Source organism: Synechococcus sp. R70.1, from assembly GCF_047461675.1.
Lineage (GTDB): Bacteria > Cyanobacteriota > Cyanobacteriia > Thermostichales > Thermostichaceae > Thermostichus.
Map to the genome: position 1 here is coordinate 16,572 of NZ_JANSHR010000021.1, position 22,490 is coordinate 39,061.

General features: G+C 59.6%; 21 protein-coding genes and 1 tRNA gene. 7 read left to right on the forward strand and 15 right to left on the reverse strand.

Annotated elements, in window-relative coordinates; all coding sequences use genetic code 11:
* Positions 1-8: 8 nt before the first annotated feature.
* Genes NW807_RS02445 through obgE form a run of 3 tightly spaced genes read right to left on the reverse strand, consistent with a single transcriptional unit; the run spans position 9 to position 2,163 of the window.
* Positions 9-704, reverse strand: a complete 696-nt coding sequence (locus NW807_RS02445; RefSeq protein WP_414396083.1) for an L-threonylcarbamoyladenylate synthase — start codon at positions 702-704, stop codon at positions 9-11.
* A 9-nt stretch (positions 705-713) separates the two neighbouring features.
* Positions 714-1,070: a hypothetical protein gene (locus NW807_RS02450; protein WP_414396082.1), complete on the reverse strand. Its 357-nt coding sequence runs from the start codon at positions 1,068-1,070 to the stop codon at positions 714-716.
* On the reverse strand, positions 1,024-2,163 hold the full coding sequence (gene obgE / locus NW807_RS02455) for a GTPase ObgE (protein WP_414405207.1): 1,140 nt from the start codon (positions 2,161-2,163) through the stop codon (positions 1,024-1,026). The genes NW807_RS02450 and obgE overlap by 47 nt, the downstream gene beginning before the upstream one ends.
* Before the next feature lie 210 nt (positions 2,164-2,373).
* On the opposite strand from obgE, the gene NW807_RS02460 reads away from it, so the two are divergent.
* The 3 genes from NW807_RS02460 to NW807_RS02470 all read left to right on the forward strand — a co-directional run bounded on the left by NW807_RS02460 (position 2,374) and on the right by NW807_RS02470 (position 6,261).
* Entirely contained in the window at positions 2,374-3,354 is a 981-nt protein-coding gene (locus NW807_RS02460) for a 30S ribosomal protein S1 (RefSeq protein ID WP_414396080.1), read from the forward strand.
* Positions 3,355-3,458: 104 nt separating this feature from the next.
* Positions 3,459-4,748: a recombinase family protein gene (locus NW807_RS02465; protein ID WP_414425201.1), complete on the forward strand. Its 1,290-nt coding sequence runs from the start codon at positions 3,459-3,461 to the stop codon at positions 4,746-4,748.
* A 535-nt stretch (positions 4,749-5,283) separates the two neighbouring features.
* Positions 5,284-6,261 carry a protochlorophyllide reductase gene (locus NW807_RS02470; RefSeq protein ID WP_414405205.1) on the forward strand — a complete coding sequence of 326 codons (978 nt, stop codon included), beginning with the start codon at positions 5,284-5,286 and terminating at the stop codon, positions 6,259-6,261.
* Between the two features lie 225 nt (positions 6,262-6,486).
* Here NW807_RS02470 and NW807_RS02475 read toward each other — a convergent pair whose 3' ends face one another.
* The 3 genes from NW807_RS02475 to zds all read right to left on the reverse strand — a co-directional run bounded on the left by NW807_RS02475 (position 6,487) and on the right by zds (position 10,220).
* Positions 6,487-7,617 carry a citrate synthase gene (locus NW807_RS02475; RefSeq protein ID WP_414396075.1) on the reverse strand — a complete coding sequence of 377 codons (1,131 nt, stop codon included), beginning with the start codon at positions 7,615-7,617 and terminating at the stop codon, positions 6,487-6,489.
* A 67-nt stretch (positions 7,618-7,684) separates the two neighbouring features.
* A complete protein-coding gene (locus tag NW807_RS02480; protein WP_414405204.1) occupies positions 7,685-8,632 on the reverse strand; it encodes a sugar phosphate nucleotidyltransferase in 948 nt (315 codons plus the stop codon).
* A 130-nt stretch (positions 8,633-8,762) separates the two neighbouring features.
* Entirely contained in the window at positions 8,763-10,220 is a 1,458-nt protein-coding gene (gene zds / locus NW807_RS02485; RefSeq protein WP_414425202.1) for a 9,9'-di-cis-zeta-carotene desaturase, read from the reverse strand.
* Between the two features lie 137 nt (positions 10,221-10,357).
* Here zds and NW807_RS02490 point away from each other — a divergent pair.
* Positions 10,358-10,429 (forward strand) — tRNA-Gly (locus NW807_RS02490).
* Between the two features lie 47 nt (positions 10,430-10,476).
* Here the strand turns inward: NW807_RS02490 and NW807_RS02495 are convergent.
* The 3 genes from NW807_RS02495 to NW807_RS02505 all read right to left on the reverse strand — a co-directional run bounded on the left by NW807_RS02495 (position 10,477) and on the right by NW807_RS02505 (position 12,352).
* Positions 10,477-11,064, reverse strand: coding sequence for a D-alanyl-D-alanine carboxypeptidase family protein (locus NW807_RS02495; protein ID WP_414425216.1), 588 nt, complete (start codon positions 11,062-11,064; stop codon positions 10,477-10,479).
* Positions 11,065-11,238: 174 nt separating this feature from the next.
* Positions 11,239-11,676 (reverse strand): peroxiredoxin, encoded by a 438-nt coding sequence (locus NW807_RS02500; RefSeq protein ID WP_414405202.1) that lies wholly within the window; start codon positions 11,674-11,676, stop codon positions 11,239-11,241.
* Between the two features lie 37 nt (positions 11,677-11,713).
* The gene (locus tag NW807_RS02505; protein ID WP_414396067.1) at positions 11,714-12,352 is read right to left on the reverse strand and encodes an HD domain-containing protein; all 639 of its coding nucleotides are present in this window, start codon (positions 12,350-12,352) and stop codon (positions 11,714-11,716) included.
* Between the two features lie 446 nt (positions 12,353-12,798).
* Between NW807_RS02505 and treY the strand changes: the two genes are divergently transcribed.
* Entirely contained in the window at positions 12,799-15,600 is a 2,802-nt protein-coding gene (treY, locus tag NW807_RS02510) for a malto-oligosyltrehalose synthase (protein ID WP_414425203.1), read from the forward strand.
* 5 nt (positions 15,601-15,605) lie between these two features.
* Here treY and tpiA read toward each other — a convergent pair whose 3' ends face one another.
* The 5 genes from tpiA to NW807_RS02535 form a co-directional block, all read right to left on the reverse strand.
* Entirely contained in the window at positions 15,606-16,370 is a 765-nt protein-coding gene (tpiA, locus tag NW807_RS02515) for a triose-phosphate isomerase (RefSeq protein WP_414425204.1), read from the reverse strand.
* 58 nt (positions 16,371-16,428) lie between these two features.
* On the reverse strand, positions 16,429-17,148 hold the full coding sequence (locus NW807_RS02520) for a hypothetical protein (RefSeq protein WP_414425205.1): 720 nt from the start codon (positions 17,146-17,148) through the stop codon (positions 16,429-16,431).
* Positions 17,149-17,151: 3 nt separating this feature from the next.
* Positions 17,152-17,829 (reverse strand): hypothetical protein, encoded by a 678-nt coding sequence (locus NW807_RS02525; protein ID WP_414425206.1) that lies wholly within the window; start codon positions 17,827-17,829, stop codon positions 17,152-17,154.
* A 98-nt stretch (positions 17,830-17,927) separates the two neighbouring features.
* Positions 17,928-19,043, reverse strand: coding sequence for an aldo/keto reductase (locus NW807_RS02530; protein WP_414425207.1), 1,116 nt, complete (start codon positions 19,041-19,043; stop codon positions 17,928-17,930).
* On the reverse strand, positions 19,044-20,333 hold the full coding sequence (locus NW807_RS02535; protein WP_414405196.1) for a cysteine desulfurase: 1,290 nt from the start codon (positions 20,331-20,333) through the stop codon (positions 19,044-19,046).
* A 142-nt stretch (positions 20,334-20,475) separates the two neighbouring features.
* Here NW807_RS02535 and NW807_RS02540 point away from each other — a divergent pair, with 142 nt between their 5' ends.
* The gene (locus NW807_RS02540; RefSeq protein WP_414425208.1) at positions 20,476-20,694 is read left to right on the forward strand and encodes a chlorophyll a/b-binding protein; all 219 of its coding nucleotides are present in this window, start codon (positions 20,476-20,478) and stop codon (positions 20,692-20,694) included.
* Between the two features lie 98 nt (positions 20,695-20,792).
* Entirely contained in the window at positions 20,793-21,098 is a 306-nt protein-coding gene (psb35, locus tag NW807_RS02545) for a photosystem II assembly protein Psb35 (RefSeq protein WP_414425209.1), read from the forward strand.
* Between the two features lie 147 nt (positions 21,099-21,245).
* Here the strand turns inward: psb35 and NW807_RS02550 are convergent, their stop codons facing one another.
* Positions 21,246-22,397 carry a glucose-6-phosphate dehydrogenase assembly protein OpcA gene (locus NW807_RS02550; RefSeq protein ID WP_414405194.1) on the reverse strand — a complete coding sequence of 384 codons (1,152 nt, stop codon included), beginning with the start codon at positions 22,395-22,397 and terminating at the stop codon, positions 21,246-21,248.
* Positions 22,398-22,490: the final 93 nt, after the last annotated feature.

Sequence of the window (22,490 nt, forward strand, 5' to 3'; positions counted from 1 at the left end):
TCTGTGCCTCAATTGCCCGGCTCTTTTGCCCACTGCAGATCCGCCACCTGCTTGTAGCCCAGCCCGGCCCGCACCAGCAGCGGCTCCGGCCCTGTGAGATCGATGACGGTCGAGACCTGGGCCCGATAGGGAGCCTCGTCATCCACTATCAGATCCACTTGCTTCTCCAACTGGCGCATTTCCTCGGCGGTAAAGATTCCCCCTTCCTCCCAATCCGCTGCCGGATCAAAGCCCACCTCCAACGAGCCGATGGGATCCCTGCCCAGCTTGGCCGAGGTGGAGACGATGGGGTTACCCAACTCGGCCAACAGCGCCTGACAGATGGCCGAATCGGGCACGCGGATGCCAGTGGTCTTTCGCTTGGGATCCATCACCAACCGAGGCACCAGCTTGGTGGCTGGCAACAAAAACGTAAACGGGCCAGGGATCAGCCGCCGCATCAGCCGATAGGCGGGATCGCTCACCTGGGCATACTGAGCAATCTGGGAAAGCGAAGGGCACAGAAAGGTAAGAGGCTTGTCGTTAGAAAGCCGCTTGATGTGCCGCACCCGCTCCACTGCCTGCTTGTGAGTGACATCGCAGCCGATGGCATAGACCGTGTCGGTGGGATAAAGCATGACCGCCCCCTCGCGGAGCGCGGCTGCAATGCGCTGGATGGAGCGGGGCTGGGGGTGTTGGGGATGGAGCTTGAAGTATTCGGCCATCAGAAAACATCAAGACTCAGAACGGCTTTCCGAGACCTCCACCACAGGACGAGGGGTGGGCGGCACCGACAGGGAGCTCTGCGGCCAGTCTTTGAGCTGCTGCATCAGCGCCTGGATGTGCAAACGCGGCAGGTAGGGCCAGTCACCTGCCTCCTCTAGTTCTTGAAGCACTTGATAGAGCTCTTGCCGGGTGTTGGGCAAAGCTTCTTGGAAGGCTCCCTCCAAAATGGTGCGGTGCAGATCCTCCAACAGGCGCAGCAGCATTGCCAGCTCCAGACAGGATCCTGCCCTTGCCTGCGTCGCCTGCTCAACGGCCCGCTTAATCTGGCGCAAGTCGGGTGGCAGATCCTCCTCGGAGACGTACATAGCCACTCATCTCTGGGCTTGGGGGAAGCGGGGGCACTCCTATTCTAGGCTTCTCTTGAGGCGCCGCTAGCTGGATCTTGCCCCCAGGTCGAGGGGGCTCTGGATCCCGGCCCAGACTCTGCCACACTCGCTGCAGGAGAGCATCCAAACCCTGCCTGGCCACTGCCGAGATGGCCAAGACTGGAGCGCCGACGGCGGTTGCAAGCCGCTGGGTGCGCTCGACAACCTCCTGCGGCTCGAGGGCGTCGATTTTGTTTAAAACCACAATCTGCGGCTTGTCGATGAGCCCGTGGCCGTAGGCGCGCAACTCCTGCTGCACAACTTGGTAAGCCCTGACAGGATCGGCCGCCGCGCCGTCCACCAAATGAATCAGCAGCCGCGTGCGCTCCACATGGCGCAAAAAGTCATGCCCCAGTCCCACCCCTCGGTGGGCTCCCTCAATGAGGCCGGGAATATCGGCAAACACCACCCCATCGCCCGAGGGATGGGGCACCACCCCCAAATTGGGCTGTAGCGTGGTGAAGGGGTAATCGGCAATCTTAGGCCGGGCGGAGGAGATCACGGAAATCAAGGTTGACTTGCCGGCGTTAGGCAGGCCGACGATCCCCACTTCAGCAATGAGCTTCAGCTCCAGGCGCAGCCGCACCCGCTCCCCCGGCTGGCCCCTAGTAAAACGGCGGGGGGCGCGATCGTGGTTGCTCAAGAAGTGGGCGTTGCCCAAGCCCCCTTTGCCGCCCCGGGCCACCAGCAGCTGATCCCCTGGCTGCACCAGATCTCCAAGGAGCTCGCCCGTTTCCGCGTTGAACACCATCGTGCCACAGGGCACCCGCACCAGCCGATCCGCCCCGCTGGCCCCCGTGCGCTGGTTGGGCCCTCCTTTTGAGCCGTTTTCGGCTTTGATGACTGGCTGGAAGCGAAAGTCCAGCAAAGTCTGCAGCCCCGGATCTGCCACTAGGATCACCGAGCCGCCCCGCCCCCCATTGCCGCCCGAGGGTCCGCCGGCAGGCACGTACTTCTCGCGGCGGAAGGCCACAATGCCATCCCCCCCATTTCCCCCCTGCACCTCAATCTCCACCTGGTCAATGAAATGCAACTGCCTTTCTCCTAACGCTCCCTGGGCCACTTTCTTACTAGCTTGGCAGGAGGGCGAGGAAATTTGCTACAAAAGCTTCTTCCTTGAGCTAGGATAGTGTTTCCAGGACCTACCCTTTTGGGTGTGAAGGTGGAGGCATGCCCATGCCTTCTCCTAGTCTAGGTCTGGCTGTGGTTTGAACTTGCGCAACTGCTCTGCTAGTAAGCCCCTATGACTCGAGTTACCGCTGCTGCCGACGTGGGTTTTACCACCGAGGACTTTGCCGCTCTCCTAGACAAGTACGACTATCGCTTCAGCCCCGGCGAAATTGTAACCGGCACAGTATTTTCGGTGGAACCGGGTGGCGCGTTAATCGACATTGGGGCCAAAACCGCTGCCTTCTTGCCGCTGCAGGAGATGTCTATCAGCCGGGTGGAAGATCCCCACGAGGTACTCCAGCCCGGAGAGACGCGCGAGTTCTTCATCCTTACTGAAGAGAACGAGGAGGGGCAGCTGACCCTCTCCATCCGCCGCATTGAGTACATGCGGGCGTGGGAACGGGTGCGCCAGCTCCAAAAAGAGGATGCCACGGTGCGGGCCACCATTTTTGCCACCAACCGCGGGGGCGCCCTGGTGCGCATCGAGGGGCTGCGCGGTTTTATCCCCGGCTCCCACATCAGCACCCGCAAGCCCAAGGAAGAGCTAGTGGGCGAGGAGCTGCCCTTGAAGTTTCTCGAGGTGGACGAAGACCGCAACCGCTTGGTGTTGAGCCATCGCCGGGCTTTAGTGGAGCGGAAGATGAACAAGCTAGAGGTGGGCGAGGTGGTGGTTGGCACGGTGCGCGGCATCAAGCCCTACGGTGCTTTCATTGACATTGGCGGCGTTTCCGGCTTGCTGCACATTTCCGAGATCTCCCACGAGCACGTCGACACACCCCACAGCGTCTTTAACGTCAACGACGAAGTGAAGGTGATGATCATCGACCTGGACGCGGAGCGGGGCCGGATCTCGCTATCAACTAAGCAGCTGGAGCCCAATCCCGGCGATATGCTGCGGGATCCCAAGCTGGTTTACGAGAAAGCCGAGGAAATGGCAGCCAAGTACCGCGAGCAACTGCGGGCTGCCAAGCAAGGACAGGCGGAACAGGTCGAGGAGGCACCCTTGAGGGTGGCAGAAGAAGAGCTGGAATATGCGGCAACAGCAGCGGAATAGGGCAGGCGGCCTGAGGCGCGCTGGCCTGGCCGTCGCGGCCTTCACCTGGGATCGCGGGGGGGCAGCCGAGCAGGAGGGCAGCGGCGGTGGCAGGAGATTTGTCCATGGGCGTCTGCGGCTACCTCTACACGCCGGCCTATGCTCCTTGGCCAGAAGAGGAGCTGGCTTGGCTAAAAGCCCACGGGGCTGATCCTCTCTGGCACGACTGGGGATCCCGTACCTACCTGGAGGAGCTGCTGCAGGGCGTGGCCAGTGGCTCGGTGCAGCAGGTGCTGCTGGTGCGCCTGGCGGATTTGGGAGATCAGCTGGATGAGGTGCACGGGCGGCTGCTGCAAATCCAACAGGCTGGGGTCCGCCTTAGCCTGGTCAGGGCAGATGGCCTACAAACCCCTAGCACTGCTGGCGAGTGGATCCCGCTGCTAGCTGAGGTTCCCCATCACCTGCAAAGCCGCCGTCGCCGTCAAAGCCAGGCTCAAAGCCGTCTGGCAGGCAAGCCTCCCCCCGGGCCGCCTCCCTTTGGCTACCGCCGCGAAGGGGGTCGCTATATCCCCGATTGCCGCCAGGCCCCCATTGTTCAGGATTTTTTCCGGCACTTTCTCCTCTACGGATCTCTGCGCCAGGCGGTGCGCTTCATTGCGGAGAAGCACCACAAGCGCATCTCAGTAGCCACCGGGCGCAACTGGCTGCTCAACCCGGTCTACCGGGGGGATCTGGCCTACGCCGACGGTACTGTTCTGCGCGATACTCACCCAGCTCTCCTCAGCCGCACCGAAGCCGCCCAGATCGATCGCTGGCTGAAACGCAACCAAGGGATCCCGCGCCGCAGCGCCAGCGCCTCCCGCGCCTTGGCCGGACTCGTCCACTGCCGGGCCTGTGGCAGCCTGCTACGCATTGTGCAAACAACCCCCAGCAAGGGCAAAAGGAACGGCTCTTCTTACCTCTACCTGCGCTGCCAAACCTGCCGCTATAGCCTCCGCTACGCTGAAGTCCTGCAGGAGGTGATTCGACAGGTCTGTGAGCAGTTGCCCCAACGGCTCCAGACGCTGGATCGGCAGGCTCTAGCCCAAACTCGCCAACAGCTCCAGGCCCAACTCCAGGCCAACGCCGAGCGGCTGCGGCAACTGGAAGAGCTGCGACAAGCCGGCCTGCTGGACGAGCCCTCGCTAGCCCAGCGCTGCTACCAGCTGCGAGCAGAGACAGCCCGCTTGGCCCAAAAGCTAGAGCAGCTCCCCCCTGCCAACCTCACCCAGACCGTCCAAACCCTCTCCCTCCCGCCCTTCTGGCAGGATCTCAGCGAAAGCGAGCGCCGCGCCTACCTGCGGGAAGTCCTGCGCAAGGTTGAGGTGGATTCCACGGGGGCTGTGCAGATTACCTTTGCCTTTGATCCGCTCTGAAAGACTTCTACAACCCCGGACAAAAGCGGACTTGTGCTCCAGGTTGAGGCTTTCTTCCTGCTTCCACGACCCATAGCTAGCAGCAGAGTTCACCTCCACTACCCCACTAGAGGGATCTCCACAGGCGTCACTTCCCGTCGAGCTGACGGTAGTTGCTCCTTGCTCTTGAGCGATCACACAGGCCAAAGGCGGAGCCAACTTTAGCCTAGGCAAAATGCCTACCCGAAGAAACGTACCTGCTCGCCTACGAGCTTAGCTAACCCACGTCAAGGCAGAAGGTGCGTTGGCGAGGTTGCCCATTGTGCTGGGAAGCCCTAGCGGCCTTCTTTAGTCCTCGTTCGCAACAGCGGTGCGGCTTTGCCCACCTGGATCTACCTGAGCTGGCAAGGCCAAGCTTGTATCTAAAAATGAAGGAAATGGCCCGGAAAAGCGTCGCAAACCTTATCAATTCCTTGTCTAGGCCCCTTTCCACTCCAAGATGGATCCTGCAGGGATCTGAGGGATCCCCCCTCAGGAAACCGTCTAGGAGTTGGATATGGAAGGACAAATGCAACCCACCGTCGTGATTACTGGTGCTTCCTCAGGCGTTGGCCTGTATGCCTCCTTGGCTTTGGCCAAGCGGGGCTGGCACGTGGTAATGGCCTGTCGGGATCTGGACAAGGGCCGGCGGATGGCCCAGCAGGTGGGGATCCCAGAGGGGAGCTACAGCCTGATGCCAATTGATCTGGCCAGCCTGGCCAGTGTTCGGCAGTTTGTCGAGCAGTTCCGTCAGTCGGGCCGTTCTCTGGATGCCCTGGTGTGCAACGCCGCCATCTACATGCCCCTGCTCAAGCAGCCCCTGCGCAGCCCCGAGGGCTATGAGCTAACCATGGCCACCAACCACCTAGGACATTTCCTCCTCTGCCACCTGATGCTGGAGGATCTCAAGCGCTCCCCTTACCCGGATCGGCGGCTGGTAATCTTAGGAACGGTTACCCACAACCCCAAAGAGCTGGGAGGCAAGATCCCACCCCAACCTCACCTGGGGGATCTGCGGGGCTTTGCCCAGGGCTTTAAGGAACCCATCAGCATGGCCGACGGCGGCAAGTTCGATCCCGTCAAGGCCTACAAAGACAGCAAAGTTTGCAACATCATCACCATGCGGGAGCTGCACCGCCGCTTCCACGAGAGCACCGGCATCACCTTTCTCTCCCTTTACCCCGGCTGTGTGGCGGAAAGCGGCCTCTTCCGCCATCACTATCCCTTGTTCCAAAAGCTTTTCCCCTGGTTTCAAAAATACATCACCGGTGGCTATGTCTCCCAGGAGCTGGCCGGCGAGCGGGTGGCGCAGGTGGTGGCCGATCCCGAATTTCGCCAGTCGGGATTCTACTGGAGCTGGGGCAACCGGCAACGGAAGAATGCCAGGCCCTTTAACCAGGAGGTTTCTGACGAAGCAAAGGATGAGGCCAAAGCCAAGTTGCTCTGGGAGCTGAGCGAGAAACTGGTGGGTGTGCCCCAGTTGGCGGCCCTCTAGCTTTGCCAGTTTCTAGGAACCACTGCTCGCCAATTGGTTGCGTAGTCTACACCCCCAACTTTTGGGGATCGCAACCCCAGCACCCTTGTCGGGCCTGGCACCTATGCCCTTGGATCCTCAAGGTGGATCTAGAGGACCTCGGGTCCCGCAGGGGCAAGGGATCTTGGCCAAAGCCAGCCCGACGCAAGCCAGGGGATCTTCGCACCCTGTCCAACGGGGTTAACCTTAGCTCCGCTCCGAAATGGGGATGTAGCGCTGCTGGCGCTTGCCGGTGTAGACCTGGGTGGGGCGAAAGAGGCGATTATCCGCCAACTGCTCCCGCCAATGGGCCAGCCAACCGGCTACCCGGGCAATGGCAAACACCGGTGTAAACAAATCCTCTGGGATCCCCAGCTTGGCGTAGACCAAGCCTGAGTAGAAGTCCACGTTGGGGTAGATGCCCTTAGGTCCCAGCAGCTCTGCACACACCCGCTCTACCTCCAGGGCAATGTCGTAGTACTTATCGTGGCCGTGGCGCTCGAACAGCTCCTCGGCAAGCTTTTGCAGGATGATGGCCCGCGGATCCTTCACTTTGTAGACGCGGTGCCCCATGCCCATAATCCGCTCTTTTCTAGCCAGCTTTTCTTCAATAAACGGGCGGACGTTCTCCACTGAGCCAATCTGCCGCAACAGCTTCATTACCTCTTGGTTGGCCCCGCCGTGCAGCAACCCCGAAAGGGTGCCCACCGCTGTGGCCAGGCTGCTGTAGGGGCTAGCCAGGGTCGAGGCGCTCACCAAAAGGGCAAAGGTTGAAGCGTTAACCGTGTGCTCGGCGTGCAGGATGAGACAGGTATCGAAAACGCGAGCTAGCCAGGGATCTGGCTTTTTGCCCGAGAGCATGTAGAGGAAATTGGCGGCATGATCCAGGCTGTCGTCAGGGGGAATGGGATCGTTGCCCTGCCGCATCTGGTGAAACATGGCCACCATCGTCGGCAGCTTGGCCAGCAGGCGGGTAACCGTGACAAAAACGTAGTCGGGATCTGCCTCCTGCACCGGGTAGAACATGCCCAGGCTGGCGACACAGGTCTGTAGGGCATCCATCGGGTGGCCCGAGTCGGGAAACGACTTAATCATGTCGCGGATACGGTACTTGACCCGCCGATGGCTGCGGACAGCCTGATCAAAGTTGTCCAGCTCCGACTGGGTGGGCAGCTTGCCAAAAATCAGCAAATAAGCTGTCTCCAGAAAGGTACTGTGGGCCGCTAGCTCCTCAATGGGGATGCCGCGGTATTCCAGGATCCCTGCCTGGCCGTCGACAAAGCTAATGTTGGATCGCGTGGCCGGAACGCCCTCTAGCCCAGGCCTGTATTCCGCCATAGCTGGATGCCTATGTGCTCCCCAAAACGAGAGAACAAGGGCGCTACTTTGCTTGCTATCCGCTACATTAAACCACGAGGAGGCCTGGCCCGTAAGCCCCTGGCTGCAGGGGGCCATTGACCCAACTGTAGCTGCCCAGGATAGTGCCAGCAGGGATCTGGGCTTGGGGCCCTAGGCGGGTATAGGCGCCGATGTAGCAAGGGGCGTGCAGTTGGGCAGCAGGGTGGACCTCAGCCGTCTTGTGAACCCAGATCCCGGGCGCCCGTTCTTCCACATCCTCGAGCGGAAAATCCCTCATCCGGCCTAGGAGAATATCCAGTTGACCCTGGTAGTAGCTGGCCGGCGTGCCCAGATCTCGCCAGTAGCCCGTGTGCAGGTAGGCTTGCAGCCGCTGCCCTTGCTGGAGCAGGTCGGGGAAGACGCGCCGCTCAAAGCTGAGGGGATCCCCGCTGGGGTAGTCCTTGAAGATGGCTGGATCGAGGACATAGGTGCCGGCGTTGATGGTGTTGGTGGTCAGGGTGAGGGCTTCGGCAGGGGTGGGCTTTTCCCGAAAGGATTGGATCCGGCCGCCTTCCCCCACTTCCACCAGGCCGTAGGCGGTGATGTCCTCGACGCGGGCAAGGGTAAGGGTGGCAACAGCCCCGCTCTGCAGATGACAGCGCACCAATGCCGCCAGATCCAAATCGGTGAGGATATCGGCGTTGAAGACCACCAAGGGATCCCCGCTGAAATAGGGCTGGGCCAACACCAAAGATCCCGCCGTATCCAGCGGTGTTTCCTCGACGATGTAGCGAAGCTTTACCCCCCAGGCAGCGCCATCTCCTAGGGCAGCCTCGATCTGCCTGCCCAAGTACCCAACACTCAACAGGATGTCCGTCAAGCCAGCTCGACGGCAGCGGCCAATGAGCCAGTGTAAAAAAGGTACCTCCAACAAGGGCAGCAACGGCTTTGGCTGCCATAAGGTCAAAGGCCGTAAGCGAGTTCCCTGCCCCCCTGCCAGAATTACCGCCTGCATAGCTGTCCCCAACCCATTTTCCCAGCCTAGATGGTAGGGGAAAAGGATCCGGCTTGCCAGAGCCAACTGGCTGAGCCAGAGGCAGGGAGAGCCTCCCTTTGCCGCCGTTCTGCTGGGCAGCGAAGGCCCGCTAGGCTGGCGGCGACGGCTGGGGATCCCGGCAGGCGGCCAGGATGGCCTGGGCAGCCAACTGGCCAGAGAGGGTGGCTCCTTCCATGCTGTCGATGTAGTCCTGGGCGGTGTAGCTGCCGGCAAGGAAGAAGTTGGGCACGGGAGTTTTCTGCTGCGGCCGATAGGGCTCCATGCCTGGCGCCTCGCGGTAGAGAGAGTGGGCCAGCTTGACCACGCTGTACCAGGTCAGGTTCAGTTGCCGCGAGGAGGGAAAGAGCTCATGCACTTGGTGCAGCACGTGCTGGGCAATGGCCTCGTTGGACATGGAGATAAAGGGATCCCCGGGCGTAAGCACGCATTGCAGCAGGGATCCCTGGCCGGGTTTGTAGTAGTCAGCAGGGCTGGTGAGGGCGAGATCGGCAAAGCAGGAGAAATCGGCATCGGCAGTGTAGAGGAGGTTGTCGATGCCAAGCGGCTGGGGGTAGTCGACGGCGCGTTTGGCTTGGCCCTGGGGATTTAGCTCCGTCACCCAGCCGTCGAAGCGCAACTGCACCGTGGCAACCGGCACCGAGTCCAGCTTGTAGAGGTTGTCGAACTGGGGCCACTGCCGCCACACCTGGGGGATCAAGCGTTTCGCCCCTTCTACCGCCGTTGCACATACATACACATCCGCCTCCACGCGCTCGCCGTTGGCCAAAACCAGGCCGGTTACCGCGTAGGGGGGGGAGTCGCTGACTTCAATGCGGCTAACCCCCCGCCGGGTATGAACCTGACCGCCGCGGGCTTGTAGGTAGCGGACGATGGGCTGGGTAAGGTAATTGTCCGGGGATCCCTTGAGGAAATTGAGCTTAGAGGCGTCTGTTTTGCTGGCAAACATCTGAAAGATGGTCAGCATGCAGCGAGCAGAAATCTGCTCCGTGTCGATGAAGCCCAGAGCATAGGCAATGGGGTTCCACATCCGCTTCAGGCTACCCTCAGACCCGCCGTGCTGGCGGAACCACTCGGCAAAGCTTACCCGATCCAAAGCGCGAATCTGTTGCATTGCCCCTTCGTAGTCCAGCAGGCCGCGAATCAAGGGGCTAGTGCCTAGCGCCAAGGCGTTGCGCAGTTTATCGGCCCAGGAGAGCTGGTTGGTGGTAAAAAAAGCTTTGAGGCCATTGAAGGGCGCTCCTAGGGGAAAGCGAAAATCGAGGCTGGCCACCCGCCCGCCGCGGTTGACAAAAGTGTGGACGTGCTGCTTGGGCAGCAGATTCTCGTAGGCCCCCACCTTTTTCATCAGGGCAAACAGGTTGCTGTAGTTGCAGAAAAAAACGTGCAATCCCATCTCAATGTGGTTGCCCTCGGCATCCTGCCAGGATCCCACCTTGCCGCCAACAAAGGGCCGCGCCTCGTAGATCTGCACTTCATGGCCCGCCTCAGCCAAGTAAACCCCCGTTGCCAAGCCGGCCAACCCTGCTCCAATAATGGCTACCCGCATCGCGATTTCCTAGGCCCCGCCAGGGGCTGACGCAACTGCAAAGAAAGATGAACTGCTCCCATTCTGGAACAAAATGCCGCCCACTTCCCCCCTTGACAGACAGCGGCAAAGTTTGTCACCATACACTGCTAGCTAGTGCGGATGTAGCTCAGTGGTAGAGCTTCTCGTTGCCAACGAGAAGGTCGCGCGTTCGAATCGCGTCATCCGCTTCTTGAACATTCCCCCAGCTCCTCTACCAAACGAAGAGAGGAGTCGCCTAGCGCTTGTAGAAGGTCTCTAGGCTGTGGCGGTCGCCCACAAAGCGCCAGTGCCAGGGCTCGTAGCTTACTCCTTGGGGGTTGCTGCGGGGAAAGGACAGCTCAAAGCCAAAACGAGCAGCGTTCTTCTCCAGCCAGCGGAAGGCAGGAGTCTTTTCAAAAGCCTCCTGGAGATCCCACTGCGGAAACTGGGCATCCCCAATGTCGATAGCGTAGCCGGTGTGATGCTCGCTATATCCCGGGGGAGCGCTGACTGCAGCCCGTTCTCCTGGCCGCAGAGCCCGCGCTTGGGCTACTTGAAAAAACAAAGCCTCCTGCTCCGCTATCGAGCGAAACCCAGAGATGGGGACAAGGCGGATCCCGTCGGCTAGAGCCGCTGCGCTCATTCGCCGGTAGCTCTCGGCAGCGGCGTGGCGCAGGCGCACCTCGCGCCCGTGGTAATAGCCCACTACCTGGAGGGTCTCTGGCGGAGCTTCAGCATAGGCATAGTGGCCCAGCAGAGAGGGCCTGCCCTCTCCTTGCTGAGAAACAGAGAGATCTTGCGCCAGGGGTTCTCTTCTTTCCTTTGATCCTGGCAACCCGCCCACTGCCCACACCGTTGAGAGCAGCAGCGTAAGCAAGGCTAGACCTAGCCTTAAGCCTAGCCTCCAGGGACCTGAGGAGCCTTGCGCTTTTGCTGGAGGGGGAGGGTAGCGACGCGCAACTGGAATGTCGTCGTTCATACCCAAAGGCTGGGAGGCAAGCCCTCAGGTTCAGCCTCCTCACCGGCCCAAGTCCGCCAAGATATCGCGGGCGTGAGTTTCCGTATTAATGTTTTGGTAGACCTTAGCAATTTTGCCCTCGCCATCAATGACGTAGGTTACTCGCTTGGCATAGCCGCCTCCGTCCACATCGTAGGCGCGGGCAATTGCGCCGTCGCTATCCACCAAGAGAGGGAAGGGCAAGTTGTACTTTTCGGCAAACTTCTTGTGGGAAGCTTGGTCGTCCATGCTTACCCCCAGCACCACCAAGTCTTTGCTCTGATAGTCCGCGTAGGCATCACGGAAGCCGCAGGCCTCTTTGGTGCAGCCAGGGGTGTCATCTTTGGGGTAAAAGTAGAGAATCACCGTTTTCCCAGCAAAATCGGCTAGGGAAACCGGGTTGCCGTGGGCGTCGACGGTGTTAAAGCCAGGAGCAGGGGTACCGACCGCAAGAACCATAGACGGGTGACCTATAGGACTGCCCTCAGCATTTTCTTCAGCCCCCCTCCTCCCTGTCAAGCGCCGGATTCGGCTCGGCTGTCCGTTGCAACTCGGCCACCACTTCCTGGAGCTCCGCAGCTAACCCCGAAGGTAGCCGTCGTCCCAGGATCTCCGCCAGCGAGCGGTAGTACCATAGGGATCCCTCCTTACCGCCGGAGAAGCGCTCCCAAAGCTGATCCCCTAGCTGGCGAAAGTCCCGTAGGAGGCAGCGGGCGTTGTGCAGCTTGTCAGCGGCAGCCACCAGCAGAACCGAAGCGTCTGCGGTTTCCAAATGCTTCAGGTAGGCCGTTTTCCGCTCCTTCCAGTTTTCTTTGGGCTCGCCCCGGGAGCTATCGCTTTCAGTATCCGTACACCCTAAGATGATCTGCAGCACTCGTTCTCCAAAGCGCTCCCGCAGTTGCTGTTCAATCTGGGCTCGTGGCTCGCCACTGTAGCGGGGGCCATCTTCCAGGCTGTCGTGGAGCAAAGCAGCAATGGCCTCATCCTCATCGGCACCGTACTCTAGGGCAATGGAGGCTACGGCCAACAGGTGGCTGAGGTAAGGGATCCTGGTTCCCTTGCGGGTTTGAGCAGCGTGCCATCGGTAGGCGTAGCGCATGGCCTCGGCAAACCGCGGCGTCAAGTGGGTGGACATCGGTCTCTCTCCAGTCGGGGTTGGTAAGTTGAGGAGATGGGGCGGGGATCGTTAGCACCTGGTCGGAACCTCAGAGGTTCAGATCCCAGCCCCCTGCCAAGTGTACTGCTAGGCGAAGGAGCTCGGAGTGATTTGGCTGGTAGGCGGCCACCTCTACTTGAGGGCTGGCAGGAAATCCCCATTGCCGCTCAGCAGCAGCTCTGTTTTGGAGGCAAGATAGCCTCCCCTCCCAATTGGCCTTGCAGCTGCAAACGGCGCTGGCTGAGGTTGTGTCGGGTAGAGCCTGAAAATGGGACAGCATGCTACCGTCAGAAGGCCATGACGGCTTAGAGACAAGCTCGGGACTCATTGGCAGCTCCAAGGCTCTGCTAGCTGCTGCCTAGAAGCCAGCTGCAGCTGCAGGGAGTATGTCAACCTGGAAAAACCCTTTCTAGTTGGAGGTCACCATGCGGATCCCGACTTGCACCTATCGCATCCAGTTTCACGCCGGTTTTGACTTCGAGGCAGCACGGCAAATCGTCCCCTACCTAAAGTTGCTGGGTGTTAGCGATCTGTACGCCTCTCCCATCTTTCAGGCTCGCAAAGGCAGTACCCACGGCTACGACGTGGTGGATCCCACCCAGATCAACTGCGAACTGGGAGGGATCGAAAAATTTGAAGTTCTATGGGAAACTCTCCACCAGCAGGGAATTGGCTGGATCCAAGACATTGTTCCCAATCACATGGCCTATGACGGCCAAAATCGAATGCTAATGGATGTTCTGGAAAGCGGCCCCAACTCAGACTTTATCGATTACTTCGATGTTGACTGGGATCACTCCTACCTTGGCATCAAGGGCAGAATTTTGGCACCCTTTCTAGGGGATTTCTATAACAAATGCTTAGAGTCCGGACAAATCCAGCTTCGTTACGATGCCGATGGCCTTAGCATTAACTACTTCAACTTGAGGTTTCCTCTTAATATCGACACCTATGCCGATGTTTTTACTTACAACTTAGGCAAGCTGCGGCGAAAACTAGGACGCAGCCACCCTGACTACGTCAAGCTACTGGGAATTCTCTTCAGCCTCAAGTTCATTCCTAGCAAAGAAGACCTCCTAGAGCGCACTGACCAAATCAATTTTGCTAAGCACTCTCTGTGGGAGCTTTATACCTCCAGCCCGCATATTCAAAGCTTTTTTGATGAGAACATTGCCATCTTTAATGGCAAGCCAGGAGATCCCTCAAGCTTTGACTTGCTGGACAGTCTCTTGGCCCGGCAAAACTTCCGCCTTTCCTTCTGGAAGGTAGGTGCTGAAGAGATCAACTACCGTCGCTTCTTTACCATCAATGACTTGATCTCGCTGCGGGTAGAAGACCGGGAGGTCTTTCGCAAAACGCACCAGCTCATCTTTAAGCTTGCAGAGCAAGGGCGCTTTACGGGCTTGCGCATTGACCATATTGATGGCCTATTTAACCCGGAGGAATATCTCCATCGCCTCCGTGAGCGCTGTCCAGATCTCTACATCGTTGTAGAAAAAATACTGGGGCCTGACGAGAAGCTGCCTCCTCAGTGGCCGGTACAGGGCACAACAGGTTATGACTTCCTGGCTAAGCTGAACGGCCTCTTTTGCTGCTCTGAGAACGAGGAGGCGTTTGAAAGGCTATATCAGAACTTTACCGATCTAAGGCAGTCTCCCGAACAGGTAATCGAAGACAAAAAACGCCTAATCATTGAGCGCAACCTAGCGGGGGACATGGACAACCTTGCCTTTTTGCTTAAGCGAATTACCAGCCATCACCGCTATGCCAACGACTTTACTCTCTACAGCTTGCGCCGAGCTCTGGCAGAGGTTTTGGTGTGTTTCCCAGTTTACCGAGTCTACATCCATGAAGGGGTTCTCAGCCCAGAAGGTCAGCAGGCTATCCGCCAAGCTGTAGAGAAAGCTAAGGAGAACCTGCCCATCTTAGTCAACGAGTTGAATTTCCTACAGCGCTTTCTCTGTCTTGAGTTCCCCGAAAACATCTCGGAGGAGGAGAAGAACGAGCAAATCTACTTTGCCATGCGGCTGCAACAGTTGGCCGGCCCTCTCATGGCCAAAGGGGTAGAGGACACGGCCTTCTACGTTTACAATAGGCTGCTATCCCTAAACGAGGTAGGCAGCGATCTGTGTCGTTTTGGCATTTCTATCCAGGAGTTCCATCGCTTTAACCAAGAACGAGCAGCCCAGTGGCCTTTGACCCTAAATGCCTCTTCCACCCACGACACCAAGCGCGGCGAGGATGTGCGGGCCCGCCTGAACGTACTCTCCGAAATACCCGCCGAGTGGGAGAGACATATTAACCTTTGGCACGAGCTCAATGTCGGCTATAAAGTTTACCGCAAGCAAGCCAAGCGTTCGGAGCTGCCAGATCGCAACGATGAGTATTTTCTCTATCAGACTTTGATCGGCTCCTATCCTTTTCAACCAGAGGAAGTTCCGACCTTTGTCCAGCGAGTTAAAGACTACGCCATCAAAGCAGTTCGGGAAGCTAAAGTCCATACTGCCTGGCTTCGCCCCGATACCGAATACGAAGAAGCTACCCTTGCTTTCATCGATCAAATCCTGCAGCCCTCAAGCCCCTTCTTGGAGTCTTTCCTGCCCTTTCAGCGCAAAATTGCCCACTTTGGCATCTTTAACTCTCTCTCTCAAACTCTGCTGAAGCTCACCAGCCCTGGGATCCCGGATATCTATCAGGGCACGGAGCTGTGGGATCTCAGCATGGTGGATCCCGACAATCGCCGACCTGTGGACTTTTCCCGTCGCCTAGCTTACCTCGAAGAAATCCAGCGGCGGATCAAGCAGGATCCCCTGCAACTTATCCAAGACCTTCTGCTCCACCGCCACGATGGCCGCATTAAGCTGTTTCTCATCCACCTGGTGCTCAAGGCCCGTCAGGAACAGCCGCAGCTGTTTCTGGAAGGCAGTTATATTCCTCTACAGGTGAGCGGCTCCTATGCCAACCACGTCATAGCCTTTGCCCGTCAGCACGATAAACAAGTCGTGCTGGTGGTGGCGCCCCGTTTTTTAACTTCCTTAATTGATGAAACTCAAGATCCCCTGGGGGAATCGGTTTGGAAAGATACGGAAATTCAACTGCCGCGCTGGAAGCGGCTGGACTGGGTGAATGGCTTAACCCAGGAAGGGATCCCTGGTGGCGACAGCTTGCCCGTGGGGGCCGTCCTCAAGTCTTTCCCCGTGGCTCTGCTATGGGGGCAATCTCGCTGAGGAGCCTAGGGAGCCGCTGCCGCAGGAGTCAGGGCCTGGAAGTTGACAATGCGGGCAAACTCTTGGGGATCGAGGCTAGCACCCCCCACCAGTACGCCATCAATCTGCGGCTGGGCCATCAGCTCGTCGATATTGCTGGCTTTGACCGAGCCACCGTAGAGGATGGGTAGATGGTCAGCGCCCAGATGCTGGCGAATAAGGCCAATGACGCGGTTGGCCTCAGCGGCTGCACAGGTTTTTCCCGTGCCAATGGCCCAGATGGGCTCGTAGGCAATCACAAGGTTTTGCAGATTGATCCCTGTCAAGGCGCGATCCAACTGTCCCACAACCCAAGACTCGGTTAGCCCCTGTTCCCGCTGCTGCAAGCTTTCCCCCACACAGAGGATAGGGGTGAGCCCATGCCGCTGGGCCGCCGCCAAGCGCCGGTTGACGGTTTCATCCGTTTCGCCAAAGTACTGCCGTCGCTCGCTGTGGCCAACGATAACGTAGCGCACCCCCAGCTCTACCAGCATGGGGCCGGAGATCTCTCCCGTAAACGCCCCTTGATCCTCCCAATGCAGGTTTTGCGCTCCCACAGCTATGCCGGATCCCCGCGTTTCTTCTGCCACCACGGCCAGGTCTGTAAAGGGCACGCACAGGATGATCTGCCGCTGCGGCATCACCCCTGAAGACGACGCTTGCAGGGCTGGGCCAAACTCGCGGAGAAACTGGCGGGCCTCCACCTGGGTTTTGTGCATTTTCCAGTTGCCCGCGATGAGGATGGGACGCAAGCTAGATCCTCCCTAAGCGACACAACGATCCCAAAGGGGAATCCCGATTTCGAGTGTATCAGCAAGCGGTTCCAAAAGAGGGCGGAGGAGCTTGCTGGCTGCGCTCTTCCAAGCTGGCTGCTATAGCAGCTAGGCAGTCTTGCAGGGGGGAGCCCCGCTCCAGGTGCTGGACGGCAACGGCATAGGCTTCAGGGTGGGCTTGCAACAATGCCCGGCTCTGGCGCAAGAAGCGGTTCATTTGAACCCTCACTTGAGCAGCAGAGGCCAAAGGCGGGGCAGCCCGGATCCCTGACAGGAGCTTAGCCAACTGTTGCCTATCCTCCTCATCTCCCACCACTTGGCCATAGTGCAGAGACTCTGCGGCAGCCCCTGCCATCCAAAACAGGCCGTAGCGCTCCAGATCTGCCCAGGAGATGCCCCCCTGGGCTTCCCAGGTGTGCATGGGGGCCGGATCCAGCTCCACTCCGCCGTAGCCTGGGATCCCTCGTCGAAAGGCTTGCCAAGGGCTGAGCACGTAGCCGCGCAAGGGGATCCCCAGCAGGTGAGCCACCAAAATGTGTCCCGCCTCGTGGCGGATGACCCGCTGCCGATAGGCTGGAGAAGCCCAATCCAGGAGCGCGCCCAGCAACCCCGACAGCCGCCCCCCAAAGGCCACCTGTTCGACAATTCCCAAGGCCACCATCCCAGCCAAAGGCAGAGCTAGCCACGGCCCCAGAGCTGCCGAAGCCACCAAGGCCGCCACGATCCAAGCCGCGCGGGTGATTCCAGCTTCCGACATCGCTTAGGCTTTTGCCTCCGGGCCTAGCTCGAGCGCCAACAGCTCATCGGCCAACTGCAGAAACGCCTCCCGATCCAAATAGGAAACATCCCCTACCCATTCCCCTAGCTTGACCACGTAGACTTCGCTCAAAGTCGGCCGGCGCCGCAGATCGCGCGAATAGGCTTTCACCAACGCCAACACCGATTGTTTCTTAACAATTCGCCGGTAGCGGGGATCATCCCTAGCCCGCACGCGGTAAGTAACCCCTGTCTCATCGCCAATTTCCATCTCAAACTGGCGCTCTCGCACCTCCTCGATGTAGAGCTCCCCGTCCTCATCCAGCTTTTTCCGCTCTTCCACCACCACCTCGTAGCGGCGGGTGCTCAACACCTGGCCAAAGAAGAGCCCTCCGTAAGGGATCTCGCGAAAAGCCATCTGCCGGCGGGAGATGGTGTAGAGGGGCCCCCACAGGAAGGGGTAGAGCAACGAGAGAAACCCTGCCAGAAAGGAGACTGCCCCCAGGAAGGATCCCTCGCCAAAAGCGCGAGACAGCACCAGCAGCGCTACGCCCACCAAAATCGCCGTAATGATCCGGCCTACGCTGTTGAGGGCATCGCTCCAGTAAGCGGTGTACTGGAGCCGCGTAGGCACTAGCGGGATCACCGACTCGCACTCTTCTGGGGTAAGCTCCAACAACATGCCCCGGGATCCTCGAAAGAACCAGACCCCATCTTAGAATGAGGCAGAGAGGCTCTGGGGCAAGTTTCCGGGGTCAGACAGCAGGTGGCCCATTTTCTTCACTCCCACAGCCGCCGAATGGGAGAGCGGTGCAAAAGGCGGTGAGCTTCAGCCAACAAGCCCGGGATCGGCAGGTGCTCGGGACAGCGAGGCAGACAGTCGCCGCACTCGGTGCAGCGGTCAGCAGGTACTCCCGGGAACCAGTGCCCCGCCTGGCCAAACATGTTGTAGCGATACTGGGCAAACTCCGTCATCTCGTGGGCAATGGCCAAGTTGCGCAGCCGCAGCACCTCTGGGATGTGGATCCCTTCTGGACAGGGTAGGCAGGCATAGCACTGGGCACAGCGGCTGGACCCCAGGCGCTCCTCTTCTGCTTGGCGCAGCCGCTCCTGCACCGCTAGGCCCTCCGTCCACCAGCGCTCCGGATCCTGCAGGGCCACCAGGGCTGTTTGTAACTCGTCAGGATGGGTGATGCCTAGGCTGAGGGTGTGGATGCGGGGATCCGCCAGCAAAAAGCGGTAGGCAAACTCCAAGGGGCTAAAGGGCGCACAGCTCTCCTGCAGGCGCTGGGGTGGGCGGTAGAGCATTCCCCCCTTGTCGGCGGGGGAGATGATGAACACCCCCATATCCTGCTGGGCCGCCGCCTCTAGGGCCGGTGCATTGCGCTGCTGGAAAAAGTGGTAGTGCAAATTAACAAAGTCAAACTGGCCGGTCTGGATGGCCTCTAGGATGAGCTTCAGGGATCCATGGGTGGAAAAGCCGACGTAGCGCACCAGCCCCTCCTGCTGCGCCTGCCTGAGCAGCGGCAACCCTTCCCGCAGTACCCACTCCAGGTGTTCGGGCAGGTTGATGCCATGGAAGGCAAACTGATCCAGATACTCCACCTGCAGCCGCCGCAGGGATCCCTCTAGTCGTTCCCGCAGCCTCTCGCCGGGCGTAAGCTTGGTGGTCAGGATCAGGCGCTGCCGCGGCACTGCCAGCTTCTGCAGGATCTCCCCCAAGAGCACCTCTGCATGGCCGTAGGCCTGCGCCGTTTCCAGGTGGTTGATCCCTGCCTCCAGCGCCGCTGCCACCGTGGCCTGGGCCTGCTCCGGCGGCACGTTGACCAGCCGCATGCTGCCCAGGGAAAAAGCCGACATAAGCTGCTGGGTGCGTCCAAAGCGGCGGTAGAGCATCTAGCCCAAGGCCTCCCTGAAAAACGCCACTGCCTCCGCCAGCACCTCGAGGAAGCGATCCACCTCGGCCAGGGTGTTGTAGAGGTAGACGCTGGCCCGCGCTGTCGATTGCACCTGCAAGTGGCGGTGCAGCGGCTGGGTGCAGTGGTGGCCAGCCCGGATGGCGATCCCCTGCTCATCCAGCAGCGTAGACAGGTCGTGGGGGTGGATGCCCTCCGCTGAAAAGCTGACCAGTCCTGCCCGGCGCGCCGGATCCTTGGGGCCATAGATCTTCAGGCCTGGAATGCGCTGGAGCCCCTCCAGGAGGCGAGCGGTTAACTTTTGCTCATGGGCATGCACGCGCTCTAGCCCAATCTGGCTCAAGTAGTCTACGGCTGCCCCCAAACCCACCGCTTGGGCAATGGCCGGCGTGCCCGCCTCAAACTTGTGGGGGATATCGGCGTAGGTGGCGTGATCCCAGTACACCTCAGCAATCATCTCGCCCCCACCCAAAAAGGGCGGCATGGCCCGCAGCAGCTCCCGCTTGCCGTAGAGCACCCCAATCCCAGTGGGGCCGCACATCTTGTGCCCAGAAAAGGCCAGCCAATCGCAATCTAGGGCCTGCACGTCCACAGGCATGTGGGGCACACTCTGACAGGCATCCAGCAACACCCTAGCCCCGTAGCGATGGGCTAACTCAATCACCTCCCGAACCGGGTTGATGGATCCCAGCATGTTGGAGACGTGAGCTACCGCCACTAGGCGGGTGCGATTGCCCAGCAGAGAGCGGTAGTGCTCCAGATCCAGCTCGCCTTCGGGCGTGATCTGGATAAACCTAAGGCAGGCCCCCGTCTTCTGAGCCACGAATTGCCACGGGATCAAATTGCTGTGGTGCTCCATCACCGACAGGATGATCTCATCTCCCCGCTCTAGGGTGCTCATGCCCCAGCTGTAGGCCACCAAGTTAATGGCCTCGCTGGCGTTGCGGGTGTAGATGATCTCCTGCGGGGAGGGCGCATTGACCAAGCGGGCAATCTTCTCCCGCGCCCCCTCATAGGCCTCAGTGGCTTCGTTGCCCAGGGTATGCACCCCCCGGTGCACGTTGGCGTTGCTGTGCCGATAGTAGAGATCCATGGCCTGCAAAACCGCCAGCGGCTTCTGGGAAGTGGCCGCATTGTCGAAGTAGATGAGCGGCTGGCCGTTGATTTGGCGCTGCAGGATTGGAAAATCCGGCCGCACCTGGGCAGCTAGGTCGGCAGCGGCATCAAAAGCCTGGCCCAGCTTGGGGGAAGAAAGAGGGGATACCGCCATAGTCTGCGCAGAAGCCTACCTCCCTCAGTATGGCATCGCTCTAGGATCCACCCCGAAAACTCTCCCTTGCCGGCAGAAGAGAGTTGTCACAAACTGTAATTTGATGTTAATTTTCTTTGAGAAAGGTTATGAGGTATTAACCATGCAACCCTCTCCCCGGATCCCTTCTCGCCTGGATTCTGCTTCCGTAGCTAAGTACTACGACACCACCAACGACTGGATCCCAGGCTGGACGGAGCAGGCGGAGCGCTGGAATGGCCGCCTGGCTATGGTGGGTTTTGTCATCAGCATCGCCACCGAGGCGCTAGTGGGCCACAGTGTTTTCGCCAGCACCCTCGCCCAGTGGCTGGGACTGCAGTAGCTCTGGCAAGGCAAGCTAGAAAAAGCGGCGGCGGGCCGCTAGGATCCCAGTTCTTCTCCCGCCAGCTTGTTGGCTTAGCACTTCGACACTAGACAGCAATGCTTGACAACCCCTTCCTCCCCTACATCGCTGTGACGGTAACTGGCCTAGTGGCTGCCGTTGCCCTGGGTTCGATAGCGTTCTTTAACTCCAAGCGCCCTGCAGGCTGGGAGGGTGCTGTTCGTCCACCCTATGTGCCGCAGTATGGGCAAGAGGGCGAAGCTCCACCGGCATGGGAAATTGGCTGGACGGAGCAAGCTGAGCGCTGGAACGGGCGGCTGGCCATGCTGGGGTTTGCCATTAGCATCGCAGTGGAAGCACTAGTGGGCCACAGTGTGCTGGCCTTTGTCCTAGGCCTGCGCTAACAGCCGGCCCGGATTTCTTGAGCAGGTCTCCTGGGACGTCCTGAGCAGCCAAGGCTTTCGTTGGCCAAGCGGTGGGTTGGGTAGAGCTTGAACATAAAACGGGATCCGTCTCCCCAAGACCGATTTTCTTCCAGCAGGCTCAAGACTCTACCCCGTTGCTGCGCTTTTGCTCAACTTGAGGATCTGGGCCGCCACGCCTAGGGTTTCTTCGTAAAGATAGTCAGGGCCAGGCCGCTGCAACTCGGCAGCCAGCAGCGTTTCCAAGGAATCCTGCTCCAGGGGTGCCACCTGGCGAACCACGCATCTCTGGGCACCTCCCCTGGCTTCCATGCGCATGCAGCCGGTGGTTTCCGAACAGAGCACGGTGCAGGCGTTGGCTTCCTGGTTGCTCGAGGTGAGGCGCAGCCCAATGAGGTCCCCCGGCTGGCTAGTCTCCGAGACCAGGGGTACGGCGGCCAACTCTGCCTTCACCTCACCTCCAGCTTGAGTTTGGAAGCGGATGAAGTCAATCTCATAGTCCTGTTCCCGGGTCTGCGCTCGCTCGGTGGGCGTCCACCCCAGACGGCTGGCCAGCCAGCTTAGGAAAAGAAGGGCCTGGCAGGGGTTGCCGGCTTTGTAGTCAATGGTTACCTGATCTATCCAGTACAAAGACTCCCGCCGCTCTGGCGGGTCGAAGGCTTGGGCGGTGAGTTCCTGCCAGGGCAGCAGCCGGCGCCAGTTGAGATCCCCGCAGTGGTGTCCCTCGCTGACGAGAAGATTCATCTCCTGCAAGTCTTCCTCGGGATTGACAAAGCCCCGCGAGTCAACGATGACGCGGCTGCTTAGAGCCACCAACTTCTGAAACAGCAAGCTGTTCAAGTCCAGGTTGCCTTGCCACCACAGGAAGGTGGGCAAGTTGGGGATCAACAGCGAGGCAACGGTGCTGCAAGCCCGCACAAGAGCCGATTCCGGTGCCTTCAGGGTGATGTATTCGCAACACACCAGCGAGCTGCGCTGTTCGCGCGTCACCGGACAGTAGGCAGCTACCTGGGCCTCGAGGGTGTCGTCTGTGGCTCCCTCCCGTTTGGCCCGCAGGTCAATGACGCGGCAGGGGTTTTGGCTAGCAATGGCCTCGACGGTGGGGGAAGGCAGCAGCAGGGCATCGTCTAGCGACTCATACACCACCAGGGTAAAGGTGGCAGCCCGGGCGGCAACGCTCTCTTCCTTGGAGGACCAGATTTTGTTTAGCTCCTGCTCGATTTCCTCCAGGGAGACGTCTTTTGGGGCTTGCAAAGGCAGGACGGCAGCAGGTTGATCCATCGTCTCCTCCTGCAGTGGGCTCTTGCTCGATTCTAGGCAGACAGGCCGGCTGCGCAGGAGGGGTTTAAGGTAAGGTACAGATCTTCAGGTAAA

Coding starts and splice junctions, on each gene's coding strand:
- NW807_RS02450 (WP_414396082.1), bottom strand. CDS start 1,070: ATGTACGTCTCCGAGGAGGATCTGCCACCCGACTTGCGCCAGATTAAG.
- NW807_RS02530 (WP_414425207.1), bottom strand. CDS start 19,043: ATGCTCTACCGCCGCTTTGGACGCACCCAGCAGCTTATGTCGGCTTTT.
- NW807_RS02525 (WP_414425206.1), bottom strand. CDS start 17,829: ATGTTGTTGGAGCTTACCCCAGAAGAGTGCGAGTCGGTGATCCCGCTA.
- NW807_RS02470 (WP_414405205.1), top strand. CDS start 5,284: ATGGAAGGACAAATGCAACCCACCGTCGTGATTACTGGTGCTTCCTCA.
- NW807_RS02550 (WP_414405194.1), bottom strand. CDS start 22,397: ATGGATCAACCTGCTGCCGTCCTGCCTTTGCAAGCCCCAAAAGACGTC.
- NW807_RS02465 (WP_414425201.1), top strand. CDS start 3,459: ATGGGCGTCTGCGGCTACCTCTACACGCCGGCCTATGCTCCTTGGCCA.
- NW807_RS02520 (WP_414425205.1), bottom strand. CDS start 17,148: ATGTCGGAAGCTGGAATCACCCGCGCGGCTTGGATCGTGGCGGCCTTG.
- zds (WP_414425202.1), bottom strand. CDS start 10,220: ATGCGGGTAGCCATTATTGGAGCAGGGTTGGCCGGCTTGGCAACGGGG.
- NW807_RS02445 (WP_414396083.1), bottom strand. CDS start 704: ATGGCCGAATACTTCAAGCTCCATCCCCAACACCCCCAGCCCCGCTCC.
- NW807_RS02535 (WP_414405196.1), bottom strand. CDS start 20,333: ATGGCGGTATCCCCTCTTTCTTCCCCCAAGCTGGGCCAGGCTTTTGAT.
- NW807_RS02505 (WP_414396067.1), bottom strand. CDS start 12,352: ATGTCCACCCACTTGACGCCGCGGTTTGCCGAGGCCATGCGCTACGCC.
- NW807_RS02500 (WP_414405202.1), bottom strand. CDS start 11,676: ATGGTTCTTGCGGTCGGTACCCCTGCTCCTGGCTTTAACACCGTCGAC.
- NW807_RS02480 (WP_414405204.1), bottom strand. CDS start 8,632: ATGCAGGCGGTAATTCTGGCAGGGGGGCAGGGAACTCGCTTACGGCCT.
- psb35 (WP_414425209.1), top strand. CDS start 20,793: ATGCTTGACAACCCCTTCCTCCCCTACATCGCTGTGACGGTAACTGGC.
- treY (WP_414425203.1), top strand. CDS start 12,799: ATGCGGATCCCGACTTGCACCTATCGCATCCAGTTTCACGCCGGTTTT.
- NW807_RS02460 (WP_414396080.1), top strand. CDS start 2,374: ATGACTCGAGTTACCGCTGCTGCCGACGTGGGTTTTACCACCGAGGAC.
- NW807_RS02475 (WP_414396075.1), bottom strand. CDS start 7,617: ATGGCGGAATACAGGCCTGGGCTAGAGGGCGTTCCGGCCACGCGATCC.
- NW807_RS02540 (WP_414425208.1), top strand. CDS start 20,476: ATGCAACCCTCTCCCCGGATCCCTTCTCGCCTGGATTCTGCTTCCGTA.